Source organism: Streptomyces inhibens, assembly GCF_003389455.1.
In the GTDB taxonomy this organism is placed as follows: domain Bacteria; phylum Actinomycetota; class Actinomycetes; order Streptomycetales; family Streptomycetaceae; genus Streptomyces; species Streptomyces inhibens.
In genome coordinates, this window is sequence record NZ_QUAC01000209.1 from 108,590 (window position 1) to 133,975 (window position 25,386).

Annotated in this window: 16 protein-coding genes, 1 tRNA gene and 1 pseudogene; 6 read left to right on the plus strand and 12 right to left on the minus strand. The window is 70.5% G+C overall.

Going from position 1 to position 25,386, the window contains the following annotated elements; all coding sequences use genetic code 11:
* The first annotated feature begins 6 nt into the window (after window positions 1–6).
* The 3 genes and pseudogenes from DY245_RS26265 to DY245_RS26275 all read left to right on the plus strand — a co-directional run.
* Window positions 7–1,482 (plus strand): ATP-binding protein, encoded by a 1,476-nt coding sequence (locus DY245_RS26265; RefSeq protein ID WP_128509690.1) that lies wholly within the window; start codon window positions 7–9, stop codon window positions 1,480–1,482.
* A 456-nt stretch (window positions 1,483–1,938) separates the two neighbouring features.
* The gene (locus DY245_RS26270; protein WP_128509691.1) at window positions 1,939–2,142 is read left to right on the plus strand and encodes a helix-turn-helix domain-containing protein; all 204 of its coding nucleotides are present in this window, start codon (window positions 1,939–1,941) and stop codon (window positions 2,140–2,142) included.
* A gap of 128 nt (window positions 2,143–2,270) precedes the next feature.
* Window positions 2,271–3,625: pseudogene (locus DY245_RS26275) on the plus strand (tyrosine-type recombinase/integrase); the annotation flags it as partial.
* 47 nt (window positions 3,626–3,672) lie between these two features.
* Here DY245_RS26275 and DY245_RS26280 read toward each other — a convergent pair.
* From DY245_RS26280 to topA, 5 genes are all read right to left on the minus strand, one after another.
* A tRNA-Thr gene (locus DY245_RS26280) sits at window positions 3,673–3,746 on the minus strand.
* 114 nt (window positions 3,747–3,860) lie between these two features.
* Window positions 3,861–5,450 (minus strand): alpha/beta hydrolase, encoded by a 1,590-nt coding sequence (locus tag DY245_RS26285; RefSeq protein ID WP_128509693.1) that lies wholly within the window; start codon window positions 5,448–5,450, stop codon window positions 3,861–3,863.
* A 304-nt stretch (window positions 5,451–5,754) separates the two neighbouring features.
* Window positions 5,755–7,014, minus strand: coding sequence for a DNA polymerase III subunit delta' (locus DY245_RS26290; protein WP_128509694.1), 1,260 nt, complete (start codon window positions 7,012–7,014; stop codon window positions 5,755–5,757).
* Window positions 7,015–7,262: 248 nt separating this feature from the next.
* On the minus strand, window positions 7,263–10,679 hold the full coding sequence (tmk, locus tag DY245_RS26295; protein ID WP_128509695.1) for a dTMP kinase: 3,417 nt from the start codon (window positions 10,677–10,679) through the stop codon (window positions 7,263–7,265).
* Between the two features lie 131 nt (window positions 10,680–10,810).
* Entirely contained in the window at window positions 10,811–13,651 is a 2,841-nt protein-coding gene (gene topA, locus DY245_RS26300) for a type I DNA topoisomerase (RefSeq protein WP_128509696.1), read from the minus strand.
* Between the two features lie 507 nt (window positions 13,652–14,158).
* Between topA and DY245_RS26305 the strand changes: the two genes are divergently transcribed.
* Together DY245_RS26305 and DY245_RS26310 are read left to right on the plus strand one after the other, a co-directional pair.
* Window positions 14,159–14,755: a hypothetical protein gene (locus tag DY245_RS26305; protein ID WP_128509697.1), complete on the plus strand. Its 597-nt coding sequence runs from the start codon at window positions 14,159–14,161 to the stop codon at window positions 14,753–14,755.
* On the plus strand, window positions 14,752–15,174 hold the full coding sequence (locus DY245_RS26310; protein WP_128509698.1) for a DUF2752 domain-containing protein: 423 nt from the start codon (window positions 14,752–14,754) through the stop codon (window positions 15,172–15,174). The genes DY245_RS26305 and DY245_RS26310 overlap by 4 nt, the downstream gene beginning before the upstream one ends.
* 86 nt (window positions 15,175–15,260) lie before the next feature.
* Here DY245_RS26310 and DY245_RS26315 read toward each other — a convergent pair whose 3' ends face one another.
* From DY245_RS26315 to bldG, 7 genes are all read right to left on the minus strand, one after another.
* Window positions 15,261–15,665 carry a hypothetical protein gene (locus tag DY245_RS26315; RefSeq protein WP_128509699.1) on the minus strand — a complete coding sequence of 135 codons (405 nt, stop codon included), beginning with the start codon at window positions 15,663–15,665 and terminating at the stop codon, window positions 15,261–15,263.
* A gap of 184 nt (window positions 15,666–15,849) precedes the next feature.
* On the minus strand, window positions 15,850–16,047 hold the full coding sequence (locus tag DY245_RS26320) for a hypothetical protein (protein ID WP_128509700.1): 198 nt from the start codon (window positions 16,045–16,047) through the stop codon (window positions 15,850–15,852).
* A 124-nt stretch (window positions 16,048–16,171) separates the two neighbouring features.
* On the minus strand, window positions 16,172–17,737 hold the full coding sequence (locus DY245_RS26325) for a DUF7059 domain-containing protein (protein ID WP_128509701.1): 1,566 nt from the start codon (window positions 17,735–17,737) through the stop codon (window positions 16,172–16,174).
* Window positions 17,738–17,832: 95 nt separating this feature from the next.
* The gene (locus DY245_RS26330) at window positions 17,833–18,417 is read right to left on the minus strand and encodes a small secreted protein (RefSeq protein ID WP_128509702.1); all 585 of its coding nucleotides are present in this window, start codon (window positions 18,415–18,417) and stop codon (window positions 17,833–17,835) included.
* A gap of 218 nt (window positions 18,418–18,635) precedes the next feature.
* Window positions 18,636–21,041, minus strand: a complete 2,406-nt coding sequence (locus DY245_RS26335) for a sodium-translocating pyrophosphatase (RefSeq protein WP_128509703.1) — start codon at window positions 21,039–21,041, stop codon at window positions 18,636–18,638.
* Window positions 21,042–21,753: 712 nt separating this feature from the next.
* The gene (locus tag DY245_RS26340; RefSeq protein WP_128509704.1) at window positions 21,754–22,191 is read right to left on the minus strand and encodes an ATP-binding protein; all 438 of its coding nucleotides are present in this window, start codon (window positions 22,189–22,191) and stop codon (window positions 21,754–21,756) included.
* A 110-nt stretch (window positions 22,192–22,301) separates the two neighbouring features.
* Complete coding sequence (gene bldG, locus DY245_RS26345) at window positions 22,302–22,643, minus strand: anti-sigma factor antagonist BldG (RefSeq protein WP_030412609.1); 342 nt, start codon at window positions 22,641–22,643, stop codon at window positions 22,302–22,304.
* 162 nt (window positions 22,644–22,805) lie between these two features.
* Between bldG and DY245_RS26350 the strand changes: the two genes are divergently transcribed.
* Window positions 22,806–25,169: a DEAD/DEAH box helicase gene (locus DY245_RS26350; RefSeq protein WP_244943272.1), complete on the plus strand. Its 2,364-nt coding sequence runs from the start codon at window positions 22,806–22,808 to the stop codon at window positions 25,167–25,169.
* Window positions 25,170–25,386 lie beyond the last annotated feature (217 nt).

Sequence of the window (25,386 nt, forward strand, 5' to 3'; positions counted from 1 at the left end):
GGTGTGATGTCCGACGACGACAAGACCCCGGTCCGCGAGGTCATCACCGACTACGCGCAAGCGCACTTCCGGTACTTCCGCACCGCCGACGGCACCGTGTACGCGCAGAAGAACGGCCACCCCGTGGCCCGACCGATCCGCTCCCAGGGCACCACGGGCAGCCACCGCCAGGAACTCATGGTCGGCCTGTTCAAGGACGGGCGCGGCGTGTTCAACGGAACCGCCCTCAAGGAGGCGTTGGACTTGATCGAAGCACTCGCACTGACCGAGGACGTACAGCCCGTCCACATCCGCGTCGCCCCTGGATTCGACGGGGCGACGTGGCTCGACCTGGGCCGCAACGACGGACAGTCCGTCCGCATCCACCCCACCGGCTGGAACATCGCCATCCCCGACCCGCGCGAGGTGTGCTGGCGACGCACCCAGCTCACCGGGGAACTGCCCCTGCCGGCCAAAGACACCGACGACAAGGGCATCGATCTCCTGCTCAGGCTGTGCAACTTCGCAAGCGCGGAGACCGAATGCCTGGCCATCGCCTGGCTCATCGGCTGCCTGGGGCCGTCCGTGCCCGTCCCCGCCCCCTTCCTCACCGGCCCCCAGGGCGCCGGCAAGTCCACCGGCGGGCGAATGCTCGTGCGGATCATCGAGGGCATGAGCGGCGACCTGCGCCGAGCACCGAAGGATGAGGAGAACCTGATCGCGGCCGTGGCGGCCGGATGGGTCACCGCCCTGGACAACCTCTCCCACATGACCCCGGACCTGTCCGACGCCATGTGCTGCATCGTCACCGGCGCCGAGAACGTCAAGCGCGCCCTGTACACCGACGGGGACGTGGTCCGCGCTCGCTACCGCCGCCCCATGCTGCTGACCGGCATCGACGTGGGCGTCATCCGGCCCGACCTCGCCGAACGCCTCCTCCCGTTGCGCCTGGAGCGTCCCGGTGTCCGGCGCACGGAAGCGGAGCTATGGGCGGAGTACGCAGAGGGCCTGCCGGTCGTTCTCGGGTCCTTGCTCGATCTCACCGTCAAGGTCCGTGCGGCTGAGGCAGAGACCCCTACCGACCTGCGGATGGCGGACTTCGCGCACCTGTGCGCGCAGCTCGACGCGGCGACCGGCCTGGGCGCGCTCACCGCCTACCGGACCAGCTTGGACGACCTGAACGACGACGTGATCGAGGGCGACCTCCTCGCGCAGACCGTCCTCAGGCATGCCGACACCCTTGAGGTGGGCGCAGAGCAGCGGATGACCTCCACCGAGTGGCTACACCACCTCAGTCGCTTCTACAGCAGTGACGAACTGCGTCCCCTGCCCAAGGGGTGGCCGACCACGGGCAAAGTCCTCTCCGACCGGCTCAAGCGCCTCCAGCCGACCCTTGCCGCACGCGGTGTCCTCATCGACTCGGGCCGCACCAGCGAGGGCCGCTACCTCGAAATGACCCGCCTGCAAGCCCCGCCACCGCACGAGGAGAAGCGGATGTTCTGACCCGCGCCCGCACGATTGTCCGGACAAGCAAGAGGAGCACCACCGGCCCGGCGTGCTCCTCTTGCTGTTCGGCGGCGCCGCCGCCCTGCGATGGTCGCGCCGCGCAGCGGCTCCTTCTTCACGCTTGAAGCCGCACCGCACCACAACAGACACCCCCTCTTTTGTCCTAAGAGGGAAGACGCTGCGTCATCTGCGTCATGCAGGCCGAAAAACGGAACCTGACCTGCGGCTACAGCCATGACGCAGACGGCGGGCTCTGCGTCATCCTGCGTCATCTGCGTCATTCAATGACGCAGCCCATTACGCGCCGATGACGCACCCCCAAACCACTGCGTCACACAAAACCGCAGGTCAGAAACCCAAATGACGCTGATGACGCAATGACGCAGAAATCCGCACCTCGGACACACGCGGCCCCGGCCACAAGCCCAACTCCCCGAAGAGGAGGCACCCCGGATGAGCACCGCCATTGCTGCTCCCGTCGACCGACTGCTGTACAAGCCCGAGGAGGCAGCCGAAGCGCTCGCCATCGGCCGCTCCACCGTTTACGAGCTGATGGCCGAAGGCGCCCTGAAGTACATCAAGTTGGGCCGAACGCGCCGGATTCGCCGTACGGACCTTGAGGCCTACGTGAAGAGCCTTGTCCCGCTGCCCAACTGAACAGAACCCGCCCCAAGGCGCCCCGAGCTGAAGCTCGGGGCGCCTTCCCCATGGAGGAGTACATGAGCCCCCGCAAGCCCAACATGGAGTCGTCCGTCTATCTCGGTGGCGACGGCTGGTGGCACGGNCCGTCTATCTCGGTGGCGACGGCTGGTGGCACGGACGCGTCACGATGGGCGTGAAGAACGACGGCAGCCCCGATCGTCGTCATCGACGCGCCAAGACCGAGCCCGAGCTCCTCCGCAAGGTGAGAGAGTTGGAGCGCCTTCGCGACGAGGGGCGGGCGCCCGCCGCCGGCCGCAAGCCGACCGTGGCCAAGTGGATGGAGACGTACCTCACCGACATCGCCAGCCTGAAACTGAAGCCGCGTTCGCTGGACGACTACTGGTCCAAGACCCGCAACGACATCGTTCCGGGGGTCGGTCAGCACCGCATCGACAAGCTTCAGCCGGAGCATCTGGAACGGATGTATCGGGCCATGCTCGACGCGGGCCACGCTCCGTCGCACGTGGTCAAGGTGCACCGCATCCTGTCTCGCGCCCTGAAGATCGCCCACCGCCGTCGAATGATCGGCGAGAACGTCGCCACGCTCGTGGACCCGCCGACCGTCGAGGAAACGGAGGCAAACCCGTTCACGCGGGAGGAAGCGAAGGCGTTCTTGGAGGCGGCAGCCAAACGCCCCACGTTCATGCGGTGGATCGTCGGCGTCGGCATGGGCTTCCGGCAGGGCGAGACGCTGGGGCTGCGCTGGCCCTACGTCGACCTTGAGGCGGAGCTATTCCATCCCCAGTGGCAGTTGCAGCGCCTCAAATGGCGGCATGGTTGCCCGAACCCGCACGCGTGCGGGGTACGTCTTCACCGATTCGAGGCGTGCCCGCCGGCCTGCGCCACACACCGCAACTACAAGCGCGGCTGCCCGAAGCCGTGCCCGAAAGGCTGTACCGGGCACGCGAGCGCTTGCCCGGAACGTAAGGGCGGTGGTCTGGTCTTCACTCGTCCCAAGACGAAGAAGAGCACGAACCCCGTGCCGATCCCTCCAGCGTTCCTCCCCTACGTGGCGGAACACCGGGTGGCACAAGAGGAGATGCGGACCGCAGCCGGAGAGCTGTGGCAGGAGCACAAGGTCGTGTTCTCCAGGCCGGACGGCCGGCCGCTCGACCCGCGGGCCGATTGGGAGGAGTTCAAGGAGCTGCTGGCGGAGGCGGGCATCGACGACCGTCGACTGTACGACGGGAGCCGTCACACCGCAGGCACGATCCTCAACGAGTTGGGCGTGGACATGCCCACGATCATGGAGATCCTGAGGCACACCCAGATCAGCCAGACCCGCCGCTACGTGAAGGGGCGATCGCACCTGTCGAAGGACGCGATGGCCCGGATGGGGAACGCCTTCATGCCTCGGCAGGAACCCGCATCTGAGACCAGAACTGAGACCGTGGGCAGCAAGGCGGCACGTTCCCGGCGCCGCCGCCGCATCCAGTAAAAGCAAAAGCCCCAGGTCACGGCGAGTGAGTCCTGAGGCTTCTACAGAGCCGCCTTCGGGATTCGAACCCGAGACCTACGCATTACGAGTGCGTTGCTCTGGCCAACTGAGCTAAGGCGGCGTGGTGCGCGGCCCAGTCTACACATCGCTGAGGGGTGCTCTGTAACCCGTTTAGGGGCTGGTCAGAGGAGGACGGTGGAGTGGGCCGGTCGGCGGGTGGCGGGTGTGAGGGGGGTCACTTGCAGCGTTTGCCCTTGGGCGGGACGGTGCCTTCGACGAGGTAGGTGTTGATCGCGGTGTCGATGCAGTCGCTGCCGCGGCCGTAGGCGGTGTGGCCGTCGCCGTCGTAGGTGAGGAGGGTGGCGCTGGAGAGCTGGGAGGCGAGGGCCTTGGCCCAGACGTAGGGGGTGGCCGGGTCGCGGGTGGTGCCGACGACGAGGATCGGGGCGGCGCCCTTGGCCACGATGCGGTGGGCCGTGCCGGTGGGCTTGACCGGCCAGTAGCCGCAGTTCAGGGAGGCCCAGGCGAAGCTCTCGCCGAAGACCGGGGAGGCCTTGCGGAAGCTGGGCAGGGCGGCCCGGACCTGGTCGGGGGTGGTGAAGGCGGACGGGAGGTCGAGGCAGTTGACGGCGGGGTTGGCGTACATCTGGTTGGCGTAGGCGCCCGAGGGGTCACGCTCGTAGTAGCTGTCGGAGAGGGTGAGCAGCCCGCGGCCGTTGCCGGCCTTGGCCTGGGCGAGGTACTGGCGCAGGACGGGCCAGGCCCGGTTGTCGTACATGGCGGCGATGACGCCCGTGGTGGCGAGGGATTCGGTGAGCTTGCGGGTCTCGTCCGTTTCCGCCGGATGGGCGTCGAGCTTCTTGAAGAGGGCGGAGAGCTGCCGGCCGGCGTCCTGGACGCTCTTGGTGCCGAGCGGGCAGTCCTTCCGCTTGATGCACTCCTTGGCGAACGCCGTGAAGGCGGTGTTGAAGCCGGCGGTCTGGTCGATGTTGATGGTGCGGCTGTCCAGCGCCGGGTTCATGGCACCGTCGAGGACCATGCGGCCGACCCGGGACGGGTAGAGGCCGGCATAGGTCGCGCCGAGGAAGGTGCCGTACGAGGAGCCCACATAGTTGAGCTTCTGGTCGCCCAGGACGGCGCGCAGCACGTCCATGTCGCGGGCGGCCTCGATCGTGGAGACGTGCGGGAGCAGCTTGCCGGAGTGGGCCTCACAGCCCTTGGCGAAGTTGCGGTAGGCGGTGGTGAGCTTGTTGACCTCGGCCGGTGAGTCCGGGGTCTGGTCGGTCTGGGTGTAGCGGTCCATCTGCTTGTTGGAGAGACACTCGACCGGCTCGCTGCGGGCCACACCGCGCGGATCCATCGCCACCATGTCGTAGCGCGCGCGGACCGCCGCGGGCTGTGGCGCGTACTGCTCGAGATAGTCGATCGCCGAACCGCCGGGGCCGCCCGGATTCACCATGAGGGAGCCGATCCGGCTGCCGGGGCCGGTGGCCTTCTTGCGGGCCACCGCAAGCTTCAGGTCCGTGGCCGCGCCGGGCTTGGTGTAGTCCAGGGGCGCCTTCAGCGTCGCGCACTCGAAGCCGGCCACCCCGCAGGGATGCCAGCTCAGCTTCTGGTCGTAGTACGGACGCAGATTGGCCGGGGTGGCCGCCGGGAGGGGCGCGAGGGAGGCATCGTCGGCGGGGCGTTGGGCGCCGGCCTCCGCCGTGCGCCCCGGGGACGCCGCGGCGTCGGAGGACGAACTCCCCGAGGAGCAGCCGGAGATCAGCAGAGCGGTGGCCGCGAGGGCGGCGGCGGAGGTGCGGAGCAGTCGGCTGGTGGCCATGGGCGGTCCCTTGGTCTTGGTCCCTGAGGTGCGGTGTCAGTCCCTGAAGTGCGGTGTCAGTCCCTGGAGGGTTGTGGTGGTGCGGAGCTGCGGTCGCGGTGCCGGGCAGCCGTCCCCGTGCTGCGGTCGGCTTGGTGTGGTGGCGACGGCTTGGTGCGGTCGCGACCGCTTCGGTGGCGAGGTGAGGGCGGATGAGCAGTGACGGGTCCGAACGGAGAGTATCCGGGTGGGGACCTTGAGTGTCGACTCTCCGTTCTCTTCGGGGTGAGTGAGTGGACGGCGGACGGGCCGCGGTCCGGTGGGGTCAGCCGGCTCGGAGGGCCACCGTCATGGCTTCGACGGCGAGCAGGGGCGCCACATTGCGGTCCAGGGCATCGCGGCAGGCGATCACCGCTTCTATCCGGCGGAGGGTGCGCTCCGGGGTCGAGCCGGCGGCGATGCGCTGGACGCTGTCGCGCACCTCGTCGTTGGCGAGCGGGACCGAGGCGCCCATCTGGAGGGCGAGGACATCGCGGTAGAAGCCGGTGAGGTCGACCAGGGCCAGGTCGAGGCTGTCGCGCTGGGTGCGGGTCGAGCGGCGCTTCTGCTTGTCCTGGAGCTCCTTCATGGCGCCGGCCGTGCCGCGCGGCAGCCGTCCTCCGGTCCCGGCGACGGCGCCGAGCGCGGCGCGCAGCTCCTCGGTCTCCTTGGTGTCGACCTCCTCGGCGACCTGCTTGGCGTCCTCGCCCGCGGCATCGATCAGCTCCTGGGCGGCCTTGAGGCAGCCGCCGATGTCGTCGATGCGGAGCGGGAGTTTGAGCACGGCGGCGCGACGGGCGCGGGCGCGCTCGTCGGTGGCCAGGCGGCGGGCCCGGCCGATATGGCCCTGGGTGGCGCGGGCGGCCAGGTCGGCGGCCGCCGGGTCGATGCCGTCGCGCCGTACGAGGACGTCGGCGACCGCGCCGACCGGCGGCGTACGCAGGGTGAGGTGGCGGCAGCGGGAGCGGATGGTGGGGAGGACGTCCTCGATGGAGGGGGCGCACAGCAGCCAGACCGTACGGGGCGCGGGCTCCTCGACGGCCTTGAGGAGGACATTGCCGGCGCCTTCGGTCAGCCGGTCCGCATCCTCCAGGACGATCACTTGCCAGCGCCCGCCGGCCGGGGAGAGCGAGGATCGGCGGACCAGGTCGCGGGTTTCCTTGACGCCGATGGACAGCAGGTCCGTACGGACGATCTCGACGTCGGCGTGCGTGCCGATCAGGGCGGTGTGGCAGCCGTCGCAGAAGCCGCAGCCGGGGGCGCCGCCGAGGGCGCGGTCCGGGCTGACGCACTGCAGGGCGGCGGCGAAGGCACGGGCCGCGGTGGACCGGCCGGAGCCGGGCGGGCCCGTGAACAGCCAGGCGTGCGTCATCTGGGAGGCGCCGGTCCGGTCGGCGGAAGGCGGCGCCGGCTGCTCACCGGGCCGGGCCTCGCGTGCCATGTGTGCCGCGTGCTCCGCGGTGACGATGGCGTCCGCATCGCGTGCGGCCGCGGCCAGCTGCGCCGTCAACCGGTCCTGGCCGACCACGTCGTCCCATACCGCCATCGCTGCCTGCCGTTCCTGATCCGTTCGGTCCTGCTCGTGCGTGCGGAGTGCGAGCGCACACGGGCCCACACTCCGCGCGTTGCTCCGCGCTTGACCCATTGTGGTGCAACCCACTGACAAACGAATCCGGAAGCCGGTTCCGAGCGGGCGGCCGGCACCGGCCCGGAACGCGTCCGGAACCGGAAAACGGCCGTGGCCGCAGCATCTCTGCTACGGCCACGGCCGGTGGTACGGGGCTTCCCGTTCGGCTAGCGGCGCCGACCCCGGCCGTCGCGACGGCCGTCGTCACCCGCGCCGCCGTCCGCGTCCTCGTCGTCGCGCGGGCCGAGCAGCTCGTCGGCGAGCGTGGGCAGATCGTCCAGCGGGGTCTCCTCCGCCCATTCGGGGCGGGGGCGGCTGCGCTGCGGGGTCTCCGCGGGGCGGCACGTTGCCGGGTCGATCTGCGGGAGTTCGCGGGTGCGCTCGATGCCGGAATCGGCGGCGGGGGCCGAGGGCTGCCCCGACGCCGTACCCGTCATGCCGTTTGCGCCGTTCGCGTGGGTCGCGCCGCTCGGAGCCTCCTTGCGGAACATCCACGGCGGCACGCGGTCGGCGGGGTCGTCGCCCCGTACGTCATCGCTCCGCACGCCCCCGTCCCGTACGGGCGGCAGCACGGTGGTCTCCTCGACGTCCGAGCCGCGCCCAGAGGTGTCACGGGCATCCCGAACGGGCGGCAGCACCGTCGTCTCCTCGACGTCCGAGCCACGCCCACGGGTGTCACGGGCATCCCGAACGGGCGGCAGCACCGTCGTCTCCTCGACGTCCGAGCCGCGCCCACGGGTGTCACGGGCATCCCGTACCGGCGGCAGCACAGCCGTCTCATCCGCCGCACGGGACACATCGTCGCGCCGCTCGGTCCGCGCCTCGGACCCGCCGTCGCCCTCCCCCAGCCGCTTGCGCAGATCCGCCACCGCCGTCTCCGCGGTGGGCGCCTCTGCTGCCACGGCCGCCTCGGCCGCCGCCCTGGCCTCCGCGGCAGCCGCCGCTTCGGCCGCCGCCACCCGGGCCTGTTCGGCGCGGAGCAGGGCCTCCTCGGCCTTGCGCTGCTTCTCCAGGCGGCGCTCCTCGGCCTCCTGGCGCAGCCGCGCCTCTTCCTCGTGCTGCTTGCGCAGCCGCTCCTGCTCGGCCTGGCGGGTCCGCTCCTCGGCCTCCCGCCGCAGCCGCTCCACCTCCGCGGCCTGACGGGCCTCCTCGGCACGCTGCCGGGCCTCGGCCGCCTGGCGGGCGGCCTCCAGCGCCTTGGCCTGCTCGGCCTCCTGGCGCTTGCGCTCCTCCTCCTCGGCGCGCAGCTTGGCGAGCTGCTCCTGGCGCTCACGCTCCAGGCGCGCCTCCTCGGCCTTGCGCGCGGCCTCCTCCTCGGCCTTGCGGCGGGCCTCTTCCTCGGCCGCCTTACGGGCCTCGGCCTGCGCCTTGACCTCGGCTTCGGACAGCGGGAGCACCTGGTCGAGACGGTGGCGTACGACGGTGGTGACGTCTTCCGGCTCCTGCCCGGCGTCGACGACCAGATAGCGCGCCGGGTCGGCGGCGGCCAGGGTCAGGAAGCCGGTCCGTACCCGCTGGTGGAATTCGGCGGGCTCGGACTCCAGCCGGTCGGGTGCCTCGGTGAAGCGCTCGCGAGCGGTCTCGGGGGAGACGTCGAGCAAGACGGTCAGGTGCGGGACCAGGCCGTCCGTTGCCCAGCGGTTGATCCGGGCGATCTCCGTGGGCGCGAGGTTGCGCCCGGCGCCCTGGTAGGCGACCGAGGAGTCGATGTACCGGTCGGTGATGACGATCGCGCCGCGCTCCAGGGCGGGCCGGACGACGCTGTTGACGTGCTCGGCCCGGTCGGCGGCGAACATCAGCGCCTCCGCACGGTCGGAGAGCCCGGACGTCGAGACGTCCAGGATGATCGAGCGCAGTCGTTTCCCGATGGCGGTGGCGCCCGGCTCGCGGGTCACCACGACCTCGTGGCCCTTGCCGCGGATCCACTCCGCGAGCGCCTCGACCTGGGTGGACTTACCGGCGCCGTCGCCGCCTTCCAGGGCGATGAAGAAGCCGGTGGGGGCGGGCGCCTGGTCCGGGTCGCCGCCGCGCAGCGCCTCCCGCAGATCGCGCCGCAGCGGTACGCCCTGACGGTCGTCGACCTTGCCGAGCACCAAGGCGGCGACCGGCAACAGCAGCGCGCCGACCAGCATCAGGGTGTAGGCGGCGCCGCCGTACGCGAAGTCGAAGGTGTCGTTGCCGAGGTGGTGCGGGCCGATGACGGCCGCGAGCAGCGGCGCGACGATGGCGGCCAGCGCGACCGCGAGCCGTACGACGGCGTGCAGATGCTCGGTCGTACGGGCGGTGCGGGATTCCTCGGACTCCTGCTCCAGCAGGACGTGCCCCGTATTGGCGGAGATTCCGGCGCCGATACCGGCCAGCAGGGCGAGCAGCAGCACCGTCGTCGAGTCCGGGACCAGCCCCATGGCCAGCAGCGCCACGCCGGTGGCGGCCACCGCGAGGGCGAGCAGCCGGCGCCGCGAGAGGGCGGGCAGCACCCGCTGGGCGCCGCGGATGCCGACGGCCGTACCGCCGGTCAGCGCGAGCACCAGGAGCGCGAAGGCGGCCGGTCCGCCGGAGAGGTCGAAGGCGTGCAGAACAGCCAGCGAGACGGCCGCGGCGATCGCGGCGGCCACCGCGGCGCAGGCCAGCACCAGCAGCGGGATCGCGCCCGTACGGCCCTTGTCGGCGGCCGGCCGGGACGTGCCGTTCTCCGCCTTCTCGCCCTGCCCCGGCGCTCCGGTCCTCGCACCGGCGCTCTTCGGGCGGCGCAGCCCCTCCAGAGGGGAGCGCGGCCGCGGTGTCTGCACACCGGGGAGTTCGATGAAGTAGAGGATCGATACGGAGGCGGCGAACAGACCGGCGGCGACGTACGAGCCGAGCGCGACCTGGTGGAGGTGGAACCAGTCGATGCCGGTGCCCAGCAGCTTGCTGATGAGCGTGACGACCACCAGGGCGGCGGCCGCGATCGGCAGCGAGACGAAGGTGGTGCGCAGCGAGAGGCGGCGCAGGGCGTCCATGTTGTCGGGCAGCGGCCGCACCGCGGCGCCCTCGGGGGGAGGCGTGGGCAGCAGTCCGGGCGCCGCGCTCTCCCGGGCGACGGTCCAGAAGCGTTCGCCGACGCCGGTGACGAAGACCGTGACCAGCAGCCAGGCCAGTGCGTCGGTCGGCGTCCAGTCGATCCACAGGGGGGCGACGACCAGCAGCGCGAGCCGCAGCACATCCGCGCCGATCATGGTCCAGCGCCGGTCCAGCGGCCCGGAGGGCGCTGTCAGCGCGGACAGCGGACCCAGCAGAACGGCTCCGAAGAGCAGCATCGCCAGCATCCGGGCCGCGAAGACCGCGGTGACCGCGAGGGCGGCGCCGCGATAGCCACCACCGAAGACGGCCTCGCCTCCCAGTGGTACGTACAGCGCCGCCTGAAGGGCGAGGAGTACCAGGACAAGCATGGACAGGGCATCGCCGATGCCCCCGACAAATTGGGCGCTCCACAGTCGCTTCATCGGGGGGAAGCGGAGCAGGGCTCGCACGGCGCGCTCGCGGGAATCCGCCGCTAGGGCGCCTGAAGTGGGGGTCACGACCGTTGGCTGCTCGGCACGCGTCATCCCGCCAGCCTATCGGGACGACCCACACCGTCGGGCGCCCGCCCGAACAAATGGGCGGGCCCGACGGAACGTGTCCGTCTTGCCCGCCCTTGTCCTGCGCTTTTCGACCGGCGGCACCCGCCGGTGCGACCTCAGTCCTCGGTCGGCGCCGCCGTCTTCTTCGCCGCCGCCGTCTTCGCGGTGGCCTTCTTGGCGGTCGTCTTCTTCGCCGTGGTCGTCTTCTTCGCCGCGGTCTTCTTGGCGACCGTCTTCTTCGCGGCCGTCTTCTTCGCCGGCGCCTTCTTGGCCACCGTCTTCTTCGCGGTCTTCTTCGCCGGACCCTTGGCGCGCTTCTCCGCCAGCAGCTCGTAACCCCGCTCGGCGGTGATCGTCTCGACGTCGTCGTCCCGCCGCAGCGTCGCATTGGTCTCGCCGTCGGTGACATACGCACCGAAGCGGCCGTCCTTGACCACCACGGGCTTGCCGCTCACCGGGTCCGTGCCCAGTTCCTTCAGCGGCGGCTTGGCGGCGGCCCGCCCGCGCTGCTTGGGCTGTGCGTAGATCACCAGCGCCTCGTCGAGGGTGATCGAGAAGAGCTGCTCCTCGTTCTCCAGGGAGCGCGAGTCGGTGCCCTTCTTGAGGTACGGGCCGTAGCGGCCGTTCTGCGCGGTGATCTCCACGCCTTCGGCGTCCTTGCCCACGACGCGCGGCAGCGACATCAGCTTGAGCGCGTCCTCCAGGGTCACCGTGTCCAGGGACATCGACTTGAAGAGCGAGGCGGTACGCGGCTTGACCGCGTTCTTGCCCGTCTTCGGCGTGCCCTCGGGCAGGATCTCGGTGACGTACGGGCCGTAGCGGCCGTCCTTGGCGACGATCTGGTGGCCGCTCTCCGGATCCATGCCCAGCTCGAAGTCGCCGCTCGGCTTGGCCAGCAGCTCCTCCGCGTACTCGACCGTCAGCTCGTCGGGTGCGAGATCGTCGGGGACATCGGCGCGCTGATGGCCCTCGGAGTCCTTCTCGCCGCGCTCGACGTACGGGCCGTAGCGGCCGACCCGCAGCGTGATGTCGTCGCCGACCGGGAAGGACGAGATCTCCCGGGCGTCGATCGCGCCCAGGTCCTCGACCAGCTCCTTCAGGCCGCCGAGGTGGTCGCCGTCGCCGTTGCCGGCGTCCGACGCGGCACCCTCGGCCTCGCCCTCGCCGAAGTAGAAGCGCCGCAGCCACGGCACGGCCTGCGCCTCACCGCGGGCGATGCGGTCAAGATCGTCCTCCATCTTGGCGGTGAAGTCGTAGTCGACCAGCCGGCCGAAGTGCTTCTCCAGGAGGTTGACCACCGCGAAGGAGAGGAACGACGGGACGAGCGCGGTGCCCTTCTTGAAGACATAGCCGCGGTCGAGGATCGTGCCGATGATCGACGCATATGTCGACGGGCGGCCGATCTCGCGCTCTTCCAGCTCCTTGACCAGCGTGGCCTCGGTGTAGCGGGCGGGCGGCTTGGTGGCGTGCCCGTCGGCGGTGATCTCCCGTGCGGCCAGCGCCTCGCCCTCGGCGACCTGCGGCAGCCGGCGCTCGCGGTCGTCCAGCTCCGCGTTCGGGTCGTCGGCGCCCTCCACGTAGGCCTTCAGGAAGCCGTGGAAGGTGATCGTCTTGCCGGACGCGCTGAACTCGACGTCCCGGCCGTCGGCGGCCCGGCCACCGATCTTGACCGTGACGGAATTACCGGTCGCGTCCTTCATCTGGGAGGCGACGGTCCGCTTCCAGATCAGCTCGTAGAGCCTGAACTGGTCGCCGGTCAGACCGGTCTCCGCGGGGGTGCGGAAGCGGTCGCCGGAGGGGCGGATCGCCTCGTGCGCCTCCTGGGCGTTCTTGACCTTGCCGGCGTACGTGCGCGGCTTGTCCGGCAGGTAGTTCGCGCCGTACAGGTGCGTCACCTGCGCCCGGGCCGCGGCGACCGCGGTGTCCGAGAGCGTGGTGGAGTCCGTACGCATATAGGTGATGAAGCCGTTCTCGTACAGCTTCTGCGCCACCTGCATGGTGGCCTTGGCGCCGAAGCCGAGCTTGCGGCTGGCCTCCTGCTGGAGGGTGGTCGTACGGAACGGGGCGTACGGCGAGCGGCGGTACGGCTTGGACTCGACCGAGCGCACCGCGAAGTCGGTGTTCTCCAGGGCGGCGGCGAGCGCGCGGGCGTTCGCTTCGTCCAGATGGAGCACATCGGTCTTCAGCTGCCCGTTGGGGCCGAAGTCGCGGCCCTGGGCGATACGGCGGCCGTCGACGGTGTTCAGCCGGGCGGTCAGCGTCGAGGGGTCGCTGGCGTCGCCGGCCCGGCCGGTGGCAAAGATGCCGGTCAGGTCCCAGTACTCGGCGGAGCGGAAGGCGATGCGCTCGCGCTCCCGCTCGACGACGAGACGGGTCGCGACGGACTGCACCCGGCCGGCCGACAGCCGCGGCATGACCTTCTTCCACAGGACCGGCGAGACCTCGTAGCCATAGAGGCGGTCGAGGATACGGCGGGTCTCCTGGGCGTCGACCAGCTTCTGGTTCAGTTCGCGCGGATTGGCCACGGCCTCGCGGATCGCGTCCTTGGTGATCTCATGGAAGACCATCCGGTGGACCGGGACCTTGGGCTTGAGGATCTCCTGGAGGTGCCAGGCGATGGCCTCGCCCTCGCGGTCCTCATCGGTGGCGAGGTAGAGCTCGTCGGATTCGGCCAGCAGCTCCTTGAGCTTCTTGACCTGGTCCTTCTTATCGCTGTTGACCACATAGATCGGCTGGAAGTCGGCGTCGACGTTCACGCCGAGCCGGGCCCAGGGCTCGCCCTTGTACTTCGCCGGGACCTCTGCCGCGCCATTGGGCAGGTCGCGGATGTGCCCCACGCTGGCCTCGACCACATAGCCAGGGCCGAGGTAGCCCTTGATCGTCTTCGCCTTGGCAGGCGACTCGACGATGACAAGTCGGCGGCCGCCGCCCTCTGTGGCTTCGTTGGTCGGGGACAACTTCGCTCTTCTCTCCGGTCGACGCTGGAAATGCCCCCCGGCCGGACGCCGGGGTGCACTGCGGTGACGCTTGACGCTGCGGAGTGTGACGGTACCTCCCGCCCCCGTGTCAAACGGAAAAACCCCGCAACGCCACTCGAACGGTAACCCGACTACATGCCTTCATGCCGCCCGGACCACATCAGCCGCATCATCACGGGCCCTGGGACAGGTTTGTCGATCATGGCGGGTCCGCGACGCTCCCCGGCATCCTGCCCGGCCACCCCCCGTGCGACGCGGTCCCCGCGCCGTCGGCGATCTCACACAGTGACGGAAACCCGACGGTACGCAGGTCGCGCGGGTCACCCGCGGCGCCGTCCAAGGGCCAGGCGACTGTCACAAGGCGGCCCCGGATGCTGTCATCGCCTTGATACAGCACGTAAGCGGGCTGGCAGGATGGAGACGGCACGGCTCGCCGCTCGAGCCGAGTACTGCCGTCATCACGCACTATCGGGGGGAAGATCACCCATGGCGAACCAGTACCCCGGACCGCCACCGGAACAGCCGGAACAGCCGGGCCACAATCCGTACGCCACGCCGCCGGGCGGTCAGCCCGCCGACGCCGGTTACGGATACCCGCAGGGCGGCCGCCCCGGGGACCCCGGATACGGCTATCCGCAGGCCGGTTCGCAGCCTCCCCCGCCCGGTTTCCCGCCGAGCGCGCCCCCGAGCGCACCGGTGCCGCCGGCGCCCGGCGGATTCCAGGCCGGGCCGCAGATCGGCGGAATGTCGCTGTCGCTCGGCGATATAGCGGTGAGCGGCGACACGATCATGACGCCGGCCGGGCCGATGCCGCTCAAGGGCGCGGTGTGGACGGCGACCGACATGTCGCGGACGGAGGAGAAGATGCCGGCGCATGCGGTCGTGCTCGCCATCGTCTTCTTCCTCTTCTGTCTGCTCGGTCTGCTCTTCCTGCTGATGAAGGAGCGGGTGACGACCGGGTTCGTGCAGGTCACGGTCAACAGCGGGGGCCGGCACCACTCCACGATGGTCCCGGTGCAGTCGCGCGAGCAGGTGATGTTCGTGCTCAACCAGGTCAACTACGCCAGGTCGCTGAGCGTGTGAGCCCGCTCGAACCTGCCGGGCCCACCGGGGCGTCGATCCGGACCCGCACCGTCCGCCGAGCGTCGATCGCGCTCGGCATCGGTGCGGCGGCCGCCGTCTACCTCTGGCACACCGATCCGCACCGGCCCGGGCAGCTGCTGATCCCCTGCCCGTTCAAATGGGCCACCGGGCTGCTGTGCCCGGTGTGCGGCGGAACCCGGATGGCCTACGACCTGATGCACGGCGACGTGGTGACGGCCTTCCACGACAACGCCGTGCTGCTCACCCTGGGCATCCCGGCCGCGGCGTACTTCCTCGCACGCTGGCTGGTCGCGGGCCTCCGCGGACGCGCCTACCGGCCAGGGCTGACGGCCCGCGGCAATGCCGTGGTGCTGGGCATTGCCGCGGTGTGGATGGTCGGGCGCAACCTCGTGGGTTAGGGCGCGTCTTGCAGGGCCACCGGGCCCGACACGACACGCCCCGGGGCGCGCCCTGGCGGTCCGGCCGTGGCGCGGACCGCCCCGCGTCAGCGGACGGTGACGGTGACCACCGGCGAGACCGTGCTGCCGGCGCCGATACGGAGCTGGTTGACGCCCTTGAGGCCCAGCTTGACCCGCACCGAGTACGAACCGCTTGCGTTGACCGGCGACTGGGCGGGCAGCGAGACCCACTTGACGCCCTGCTTCTGCTGGACGGTGACCTTGGTGCCCGCAGTGATGCCCTTGGCGACGCCGGAGATCCGGAACTCCTGCCAGGCGTTGACCGTAGTGGCGCTGGCCTTGGCCGTCAGCGTCGCCGCGGCCGGTGCGGTGGCCACGATCGGCGCGGGCGAGTGGAGGTCCTTCGGTGCGGCGAATGCGGCGGCCGAGCCTCCGGCGAGCAGGGAGACGGCGACGACGCCGACGGCGGCGAAGCGAAGTGCACGGTTCATGGAGAGTCCTCACTGACGGTCTGTGGCCTGTTGGTGACCTTCACTGAGGAACATGGGCTGACAGGCCGCGAAAGTTCCCTCGTACCGCCCTCCACCGGCCAACTGCGACAGAACTGGCCGGAAGTGAACGTAGCGCCCCGCAAAAGCAGTTGAGAAACAGCTCCCGGCTGCCCGTCGGCCGCGGCTACAATCCGGCCAGCAACCAGCACCCCGTGGTCAGGAACAGCGCTCCGGCCAGCAGCGCCGCGACGGCGGCGACCGGCCGGCTGACGCCGTCGGCGACCGGCATGCCGGTCCGCACGCATACGCCCGTCCACACCAGCAGTCCGGCGCCGAACAGCGCGAACGCCGTACCGGCGAACGCCTCGGGTCCACTCTCCATGCGGGCAGCGTGGCACTCCAGGGCGGCCTCCCGGCGAACGCCGGATGAACGACTTCCGCTTGTCCCGTACGGATCCCTCCCCCGCGGCCCCTGTCCCGTACGGTTCCCTCCCCCCTTGCCCCCGTCAGTCCCCCGCGGCCACCGGCTCCAGGAACCCCTGCTCGATCAGCGTCCGGATCGAGGCCGGCGTACGGTCCCGCAGCAGGACCGGATCCTCGCCGACGAGTTGGGCGATGGCGTCCAGAATCCGCCCGGCGGGCAGCGAGCCGTCACACACACCGGCGAAGCCCGCACCGACCGTGTCGACCTTCGTAGCCCGCCGCATCCCGCGGTTCTGACGCAGCACCACATGCTCGGGGTCCTCCGCCCCGGGCAGCCCGACCTGCTCCTGCACCACCTCGTCGGCGAGCCGGAAGTGGCCGGCCAGCAGCGCCGCGTCGTCCGTGGCCCGCAGATAGTCCTGGCGGTCGAAGTGCCGTACGACCGACTCCCCCAGCGGCTGTTCGACCGGGTGCGGCCATTCCTCGACCGTGATCGACGGAGTGTCGGACCCGGACTTGCGCAGCGTGATCCAGCCAAAACCGACGGCCTTGGTCTTGCGCGCCTCGAATTCGTCGAGCCAGGAGTCGTACCGCGCGGCGTACGTCTCGTCACCGGCGCGATGGTCGCCGGCATCGCGCAGCCACAGCTCGGCGTACTGGGTGATGTCCTGCACCTCGCGCTGCACGATCCAGGCGTCGCAGCCCCGCGGCACCCAGGAGCGCAGCCGGTCGCGCCACTCCTCGCCCTCCACATGCTGCCAATTGGCCAGCAGCTGGCAGTATCCGCCGTCGTTGAGGTACGTGGCGGACTGCTGGACGAGCGTCCGGCACAGGTCGTCGCCGCCCATCCCGCCGTCCCGGTACGTGAGCCGGGCGCCGGGCGAGATCACGAACGGCGGGTTGGACACGATCAGGTCGTGCGTCTCCGCCCCCTGCTTCGCCGGCGGGCCCCCCGCCCCGACCGGCTCGAACAGCGAGCCGTCCCGCAGATCCGCGGCCGGCGCCCCGGAGAGCGCCAGCGTCAGCGCGGCGATCCGCAGTGCCCGGGGGTTGAGGTCGGTGGCCGTGACGCGGGTGGCGTGCTGGGCGGCGTGCAGCGCCTGGATGCCGGAGCCCGTACCCAGGTCGAGCGCCTTGGCGACGGGCCTGCGCACCGTGATCCCGGCGAGGGTCGTGGACGCACCGCCGACGCCGAGCACCAGCTGCGCGCGCTCGGCCTCACCGGCGCCCCGGATGCCGCCGGCGCCGCCGACCGCGCAGCCCAGGTCGGAGACGATCCACCAGTCCTGCCCCTCGGGGCCGCCGTACGGGCGGACGTCCACACTGGCGCGCAGTTCGTCGCCGTCCTGCACCAGCCAGCCGTCGGCGAGGCAGTCCTCGACCGGCAGCGCCGCCTGCGCCCGCCGCAGCTCCACCGGACGCTGCAACAGGAACAGCCGCACCAGGGTCTCCAGCGGGCTGTCGCCGCGCGTCGCCCGCAGTGCGGGGACGGTCTCGCTGCGCGCCAGTGCGGCATAGGCCGGCGCGCCGAGCAGGTCCAGCAGCCCGTCGGCGGTGAAGGCGGCGGTCTGCAGCGCCTCACGCAGCCGGGCGGTGCGGGCGGTGCTCTCGGGGTCCTGGGCATCTGCGGTGGGGAGGTGCGTACTCACGCCCACCATTGTCGGCCCTGCCACTGACAATCGGCGACGGCCCGGCGCCACGCCCGTCTCGGGCGCGTCGCCGGGCCGCCGCCGGTTCGTGTCCGCTACGACTTCTTGGACGGCGTGGGAGCCGGGGAACCGCTGGCGCTCTGGTTCTGACAGCCCTTCTGTTTGGCCATCGCGGTGCCGACGTCGCCGGCCTCCAGGTTCTTGAAGGCTTGCTCGCTCTGCTTGTTGAGCTTGTTGATGCCGTTGGACAGATCGCGCAGCCCGTCCGCGAACTTGAGCTTGTCCGAGGTGTCCAGGTTGTTGACCTGCTTCTGGAGGTCCGCGTAGCCCTTGGAGAGCGAGTTGAGCTCCTTGACGGCGTTCTGCTGGGCCTTCTGGCCCTCGTCGGTGGGCGGAGGCCCGGCCTTTTCCAGGGACTTGGCCAGCGAGGCGTAGGCCTGGGAAATCTTCTGGAAGGCCGCCGAGTCGGTCTGCTGGACCTTCTTGGAGTCCGTGTTGCCGCTGTCGGCCGTCTGCATGGCGGCGTTGGCGTCCTGGATCTGCTTGAACTGCGCCTGCGCAGGGTCGCAGAAAGTCTTCGCCCAGTTGTTGAGCTTCTTGCCGCTGTCGTCGCTGCAGCCGGTCAGCGCGAGCACCAGTGCGGCACCGCCGGACAGTGCAGCCACAAGCTTCTTGTTCACCGGATTGGTCCCTTCCATGGCTCTCGGCCCCGGAACATACACGTCCAAAGGGCCTGGCCCATGGGTCGGGCATCCCGGCCGCCCCTCATTGCAGCCATTTGCACCAAGGACCGCAGGGCCACCCGAGCACACGGAAGGCGGGTGGCCGGCGCCTGCAAAATACGCCGTCCACCCGCCCAGTTGAGCGGTCCGCGAGCCTTTCCGGGGATCCTTTCCGGCTAGGACGCCACCGCCGTCTCGGCCTTCTTGGCGATGCTTTCCGGGTCTTCGGAGTTGTCTTCGTCACCCATGGCGATTCCGCGCCGCTTGGAGACGTACACCGCACCGATGATGACGGCGATCGCCAGCACCGCGACCACGAGCCGCACACCGCTGCTCTTGTCCTCGCCGTACGAGAACTTCACCACAGCGGGTGCGATCAGCAGCGCCACCAGGTTCATGACCTTGAGCAGCGGGTTGATCGCCGGGCCCGCGGTGTCCTTGAACGGGTCACCGACGGTGTCACCGATGACCGTCGCGGCATGCGCCTCGCTGCCCTTGCCGCCGTAATGGCCGTCCTCGACAAGCTTCTTGGCGTTGTCCCATGCGCCACCGGAGTTGGCGAGGAAGACCGCCATCAGCGTGCCGGTGCCGATCGCACCCGCCAGGAACGAGCCGAGCGCGCCGACACCGAGCGAGAAGCCGACCGCGATCGGGGTGAGCACCGCCAGCAGACCGGGGGTGGCCAGCTCGCGCAGCGCGTCCTTGGTGCAGATGTCGACGACCCGCCCGTACTCGGGCTTCTCGGTGTAGTCCATGATCCCGGGGTGCTCGCGGAACTGGCGGCGCACCTCGAAGACCACCGCGCCCGCCGACCGCGACACCGCGTTGATCGCCAGCCCGGAGAACAGGAAGACGACCGAGGCGCCGAGGACCAGCCCGACCAGGTTGTTCGGCTGCGAGATGTCCAGGCTGAGGCCCATCCCGCTCGCGGCGCTGCCGATCTCCCGTACGGCGGTGGCGATCGCGTCCCGGTAAGAGCCGAAGAGCGCGGACGCGGCCAGTACGGCCGTCGCGATGGCGATGCCCTTGGTGATGGCCTTGGTCGTGTTGCCGACCGCGTCCAGGTCGGTCAGCACCTGCGCGCCGTCACCGGTGACATCGCCGGACATCTCGGCGATGCCCTGCGCGTTGTCGGAGACCGGGCCGAAGGTGTCCATCGCCACGATCACGCCGACCGTGGTCAGCAGGCCGGTACCGGCCAGCGCCACCGCGAACAGCGCCAGCATGATGGAGGCACCGCCCAGCAGGAACGCCCCGTAGACGGCCAGGCCGATCAGTACCGCCGAGTAGACGGCCGACTCCAGACCGAGCGAGATACCGGAGAGGATGACGGTGGCCGGGCCGGTCAGCGAGGTCTTCCCGATGTCCCGCACGGGCCGTCGGTTGGTCTCGGTGAAGTAGCCGGTCAGCTGCTGGATCAGCGCGGCGAGCACGATGCCGATGGCGACCGCCACCAGCGCCAGCATCCGCGGGTCGCCGCTCCGCCCGATGATGTCCGGGTCGGTGACACCGTCCAGGTCCTTGTAGCGGGAGGGCAGGTAGGTGAACACCGCGGCGGCCACCAGGACCAGCGAGATGCCGGCGGAGATGAAGAAGCCGCGGTTGATGGCCGTCATGCCGCTGCGGTCGCTGCGCCGGGGCGCCACGACGAAGATGCCGACCATCGCGGTGAGCACGCCGATGGCCGGGACCAGCAGCGGGAAGGCGAGCCCGGCGTCACCGAAGGCCGCCATGCCCAGGATGAGCGCGGCAACCAGGGTCACCGCGTACGACTCGAAGAGGTCGGCCGCCATACCGGCGCAGTCGCCGACGTTGTCGCCCACGTTGTCGGCGATGGTCGCGGCGTTGCGCGGGTCGTCCTCGGGGATGCCCTGCTCGACCTTGCCGACGAGGTCGGCGCCGACGTCCGCGGCCTTGGTGAAGATGCCGCCGCCGACCCTCATGAACATCGCGATCAGCGCGGCGCCGAGGCCGAAGCCCTCCAGCACCTTGGGCGCGTCGACGGCGTACACGAGCACCACGCAGGACGCGCCGAGCAGGCCGAGCCCCACGGTGAACATGCCGACCACGCCACCGGTACGGAATGCGATCTTCATCGCCTTGTGAGAGACGGCCGTAAGATCCTTTTCCCGGGTATCGCCCTCGGCCGGAGTGGCTTCCCGGGCGGCCGCCGCCACACGCACATTGCTGCGTACCGCGAGCCACATGCCGATATAGCCGGTGGCCGCCGAGAATCCGGCGCCGATCAAGAAGAAGGCGCTGCGTCCGGCACGCTGCGTCCAATTTTCCGCGGGCAGCAGCATGAGCAGGAAGAACACCACGACGGCGAATACGCCGAGGGTTCGCAACTGCCGTGCCAGGTAGGCATTTGCGCCTTCCTGCACGGCCGCCGCGATCTTCTTCATACTGTCGGTTCCCTCACCGGCCGCGAGCACTTGGCGGACCAGCACCGCCGCGACAGCCAGTGCCGCCAGGGCGACCACGGCAATGGCCAGCACGATGCCGCGGTTGCCCGCCGTAAGTGCCGGCCCGGCCAGAAAAGAGGGGGTGTCAAGCAACTGAGGGGTGTAAGGCCCCGCCATTCGTCCTCCTTGACGTTTGGCACATGGGCGCGCGGAAGCACGCTCAGGCGTCCTGAGCAAGATGTGGACGGATTGTAGGGAGCCGCGGTTGATCAAAACAGTACGCGTCAAAGGGAATTCGCCGGTAGCGGCGAAGATCAATAGGCCGACGGTGCACGGAATTCGCCCGGACGAAGGAATGCGGCTAATTCGCTGACCGCCGCCCGATGATCTCTCTGTCGTACTGATCGTCAACCGATCGCACAGTGATCGCCGCTGCTCAAGGACGCCGCCCGGAATCCCGGTCCGATTGTGGCGTGGGTGACGCCGGAGAGAATTGAGCCGCCCGGACGGGGCCGTACGGGTGACCCACGGCCCGCGGGGCGCTCCCCCAGGCACGATGATGGGCCGTCAGATCGAGTCCGGATCGCAACGCATGGGCTGGGACGAGGGCGCGCGTCGGGGACATACGGAATGAACCCGTATCCGGGCCGTCCACGGTGCTCCGGGGCCGCGCGGCCGCTCGCTTCACCGCCGCGGTCGCTCTGATCACTCGGGACGAGCAGGGCGACGCTCGCGATGGCCCGCACAAACATGATCAGCACTGGGCCGACCGGGTTGCCGTCGACCGGATGGTGGCCGACCAGGCTGCGACAAGGCAGGCGAAACGATTCGTCTCCGAACAACTACGGACGAAGACCGGCGCGCCGTCGCCCGGCGCTCCACCGGCGCGCTACGGCAGCGTCGCTGCGGTCGCCGTGGGCCAGCTCATGCGGATCAGCCCGCCGTCCTCGCCGGTGGTCACCTCGACGTCGTCGACCAGCCCGCTGATGACCGCGAGGCCCATCTCGTCCTCGCCCTCGGCGTCGCTCTCCGCGGTGCCCTCGGCCCCGCCGTGTGCGCCGGACGTACCCGAGTGGTCGGACACCCCGTCGCCCACCTCGATCGAGAACTTCTTCTCGTCCTCGATCAGCAGAACCCGCACCGGTGATGTGATGTCGTGGCTCTCGTGCAGCCCTACGGCCCGGCTGCAGGCCTCACCGACGGCCAGCCGCACCTCGTCCAGCACGGCCTCGTCCACCCCGGCACGCCGGGCCACGGCAGCCGCGACCAGACGCGCGGTGCGGACATGCTCGGGAAGGGCGCTGAAGCGAAGTTCGACGGTGGCCATGCCATCCCCCTCGATATGCGGGCGTGCGACGCAGGGGGCCGGACAGTGCGTCCGGAACCCCCCACTACTTCCTCCCCCCGCGCCTGGTGGCGCGGGGGACCGGCAAGCCGTCAGTCGGTTGCTGCGACGGCTTCCTCGACCGAGGTGTGAATCGGGAACACCTTGGTCAGTCCGGTGATACGGAAGATCTTGAGAATGCGCTCCTGGTTGCAGACCAGGCGCAGCGAGCCCTCATGGGCACGCACCCGCTTGAGCCCGCCGACCAGCACGCCGAGCCCAGTGGAGTCCAGGAAGTCGACACGTTCCATGTCCACCACGAGGTGGTAGCTTCCGTCGTTCACAAGCTCGACCAGCTGCTCCCGCAGCTTGGGCGCGGTGTATACATCAATCTCGCCACCGACCTCGACGACCGTACGGTCGCCAACGGTCCGGGTCGACAGGGACAGGTCCACGGATCCTCCAGCACCTTGCTATCGAGCGGTCGCCCCCCTGGGGCCTCCCCACCGAAGGTAGGGGCGGATCTGGCAGCCGCGATGGCATTCAATCACTTACCGGTAGGCGTGCACGACGCCCTTTGAGCATTGTCCGTCACTCCGGTGACACACTCGGTGCCGATGGCCTCCAATCGACTTCCGCCGGATGCGGGCGCGCGCCCTTCCCCAGGCATGATTCTCGAACGTCTCGCCCGGGGCGCGACCCGCGCTGCGCGCATCACTCATACGGAGCACTTGCCCCCGCGCATCGGCAGCCATGCCGACTGGCCGGCACGGATCCGGCCGGAAGTGATCGATGCCATCCGTTCGGCCGGAATCGATCGTCCCTGGACCCACCAGGCACGGACATCCGAACACGCACTGCGGGGCGAATCGGTCGTCGTCGCCACCGGCACCGCCTCGGGCAAGTCCCTGGCATATCTCGCACCGGTCCTCTCCACGCTCCTGGACGGCTCCGAGGCCCCGAACGGCCGGGGGGCCACGGCCCTGTACCTGGCCCCTACGAAGGCACTGGCGGCCGATCAGCGGCGCGCCGTACGCGAGCTGGCCGCCCCGCTGGGCACCGCCGTCCGGCCCGCGGTCTACGACGGTGACACCCCCGTCGAGGAGCGCGAATGGGTCCGCCAGTACGGCAACTATGTGCTGACCAACCCCGACATGCTGCACCAGGGCATCCTGCCGTCCCACCCCCGCTGGTCCTCCTTTCTGCGCGCGCTGCGCTATGTCGTGATCGACGAGTGCCACAGTTACCGCGGCGTCTTCGGCTCCCATGTCGCGCAGGTCGTCCGCCGGCTGCGCCGTATCTGCGCCCGCTACGGCTCCGAGCCGGTCTTTCTGCTCGCCTCCGCCACGGCCGCGGAGCCGGCGCAGGCCGCGACCCGGCTCACCGGTCTGCCCGTGGTGGAAATCACCGAGGACGCCTCGCCGCGCGGCGAGTTGGTCTTCGCACTGTGGGAGCCGCCGCTGACCGAACTGCACGGCGAGCAGGGCGCCCCGGTCCGCCGTACCGCCACGGCCGAGACCGCCGATCTGCTCACCGACCTCGCGGTCCAGGGCGTACGCACCGTCGCCTTCGTGCGCTCCCGGCGCGGCGCCGAGCTGATCGCCCTGATCGCGCAGGAGCGGCTCGCGGAGGTGGACCGCTCGCTGCCGGGGCGGGTCGCCGCGTATCGCGGGGGCTATCTGCCCGAGGAGCGCCGCGCGCTGGAACGCGCCCTGCACCGCGGTGATCTGCTCGGCCTGGCCGCCACCACCGCGCTCGAACTGGGCGTGGACGTCTCCGGTCTGGATGCCGTGGTCATCGCCGGCTATCCGGGGACCCGCGCGTCCCTGTGGCAGCAGGCCGGGCGGGCGGGCCGCTCCGGGCAGGGCGCGCTCGCCGTGCTCGTGGCCCGCGACGACCCGCTGGACACCTATCTCGTCCACCACCCCGAGGCGCTCTTCGACCAGCCCGTCGAGTCCACCGTCCTCGACCCCGACAACCCCTACGTGCTCGCCCCGCATCTGTGCGCGGCCGCCTCCGAACTTCCGCTCACCGAAGCCGACTTCCCGCTCTTCGGGCCCGCGACGGCCGGTCTGCTGCCGCAGCTGGAGGCCGCGAACCTGCTGCGGCGGCGCGCCACCGCCTGGCACTGGACGCGCCGCGAGCGGGCCGCCGACCTCACCGATATCCGCGGCCAGGGCGGCTCGCCGGTGCAGATCGTGGAGGCCGGCACGGGGCGGCTGCTGGGCACCGTGGACGCCGCCGCCGCGCACACCACCGTCCACGACGGGGCGGTCCATCTCCATCAGGGCCGTACCTACATCGTCCAACGGCTCGACCTGGACGACGATGTCGCCCTCGTCGAGGAGGCGAGCCCCCCGTATTCCACGACCGCCCGAGACACCACCGCCATCTCCATCCTCGAAACGGACACCGAGATTCCGTGGGGCGACGCCCGGCTGTGCTTCGGCTCCGTCGAGGTCACCAATCAGGTCGTCTCCTTCCTGCGCCGCAAACTGATCACCGGCGAGGTCCTGGGCGAGACCAAATTGGATCTGCCGCCCCGTACGCTGCGCACCCGCGCGGTGTGGTGGACGGTCACCGAGGACCAGCTCGACGCCGCGCGTGTCAATCCCGAGCAGCTGGGCGGCGCCCTGCACGCCGCGGAGCACGCCTCCATCGGCATGCTGCCGCTCTTCGCCACCTGCGACCGCTGGGACATCGGCGGCGTCTCCGTCCCCCTCCACCCGGACACCCTTCTGCCGACCGTCTTCGTCTACGACGGCCACCCGGGCGGCGCCGGATTCGCCGAACGCGCCTTCCACACGGCCGCCGACTGGCTCGCCGCCACCCGCACCGCCATCGCCTCCTGCGAATGCGACGCCGGCTGCCCGTCGTGCATCCAGTCCCCCAAGTGCGGCAACGGCAACGACCCGCTCCACAAACGGGGCGCCATCCGGCTGCTGGGAGAACTGCTGCGAGGGGCGCCACAGGGGGCGTAGCGGGTGCAGCGCGGGCAGGGCGCCCGCCCGGTACCGGGCCGCGACGGCTCGGCCCACACGGGGCCGCAGGGGCCCGGCAGGCCCCGCTCGCGCCCGTACCCGCGAGGTGAACGGCCGGCTGCCGGCCTCGGCCGAGACGTCGGCGACCGCCCCGGTCATCGAGCAGCGCACCAGCCGCGTGTGCTGCGCCGCCGCCACCCGGCGCGCCGCCGCGCAC

Coding starts and splice junctions, on each gene's coding strand:
- tmk (WP_128509695.1), bottom strand. CDS start 10,679: ATGACGCGTGCCGAGCAGCCAACGGTCGTGACCCCCACTTCAGGCGCC.
- DY245_RS26270 (WP_128509691.1), top strand. CDS start 1,939: ATGAGCACCGCCATTGCTGCTCCCGTCGACCGACTGCTGTACAAGCCC.
- DY245_RS26265 (WP_128509690.1), top strand. CDS start 7: ATGTCCGACGACGACAAGACCCCGGTCCGCGAGGTCATCACCGACTAC.
- DY245_RS26305 (WP_128509697.1), top strand. CDS start 14,159: ATGGCGAACCAGTACCCCGGACCGCCACCGGAACAGCCGGAACAGCCG.
- DY245_RS26340 (WP_128509704.1), bottom strand. CDS start 22,191: ATGGCCACCGTCGAACTTCGCTTCAGCGCCCTTCCCGAGCATGTCCGC.
- DY245_RS26290 (WP_128509694.1), bottom strand. CDS start 7,014: ATGGCGGTATGGGACGACGTGGTCGGCCAGGACCGGTTGACGGCGCAG.
- DY245_RS26335 (WP_128509703.1), bottom strand. CDS start 21,041: ATGGCGGGGCCTTACACCCCTCAGTTGCTTGACACCCCCTCTTTTCTG.
- DY245_RS26315 (WP_128509699.1), bottom strand. CDS start 15,665: ATGAACCGTGCACTTCGCTTCGCCGCCGTCGGCGTCGTCGCCGTCTCC.
- DY245_RS26285 (WP_128509693.1), bottom strand. CDS start 5,450: ATGGCCACCAGCCGACTGCTCCGCACCTCCGCCGCCGCCCTCGCGGCC.
- DY245_RS26320 (WP_128509700.1), bottom strand. CDS start 16,047: ATGGAGAGTGGACCCGAGGCGTTCGCCGGTACGGCGTTCGCGCTGTTC.
- DY245_RS26350 (WP_244943272.1), top strand. CDS start 22,806: ATGGCCTCCAATCGACTTCCGCCGGATGCGGGCGCGCGCCCTTCCCCA.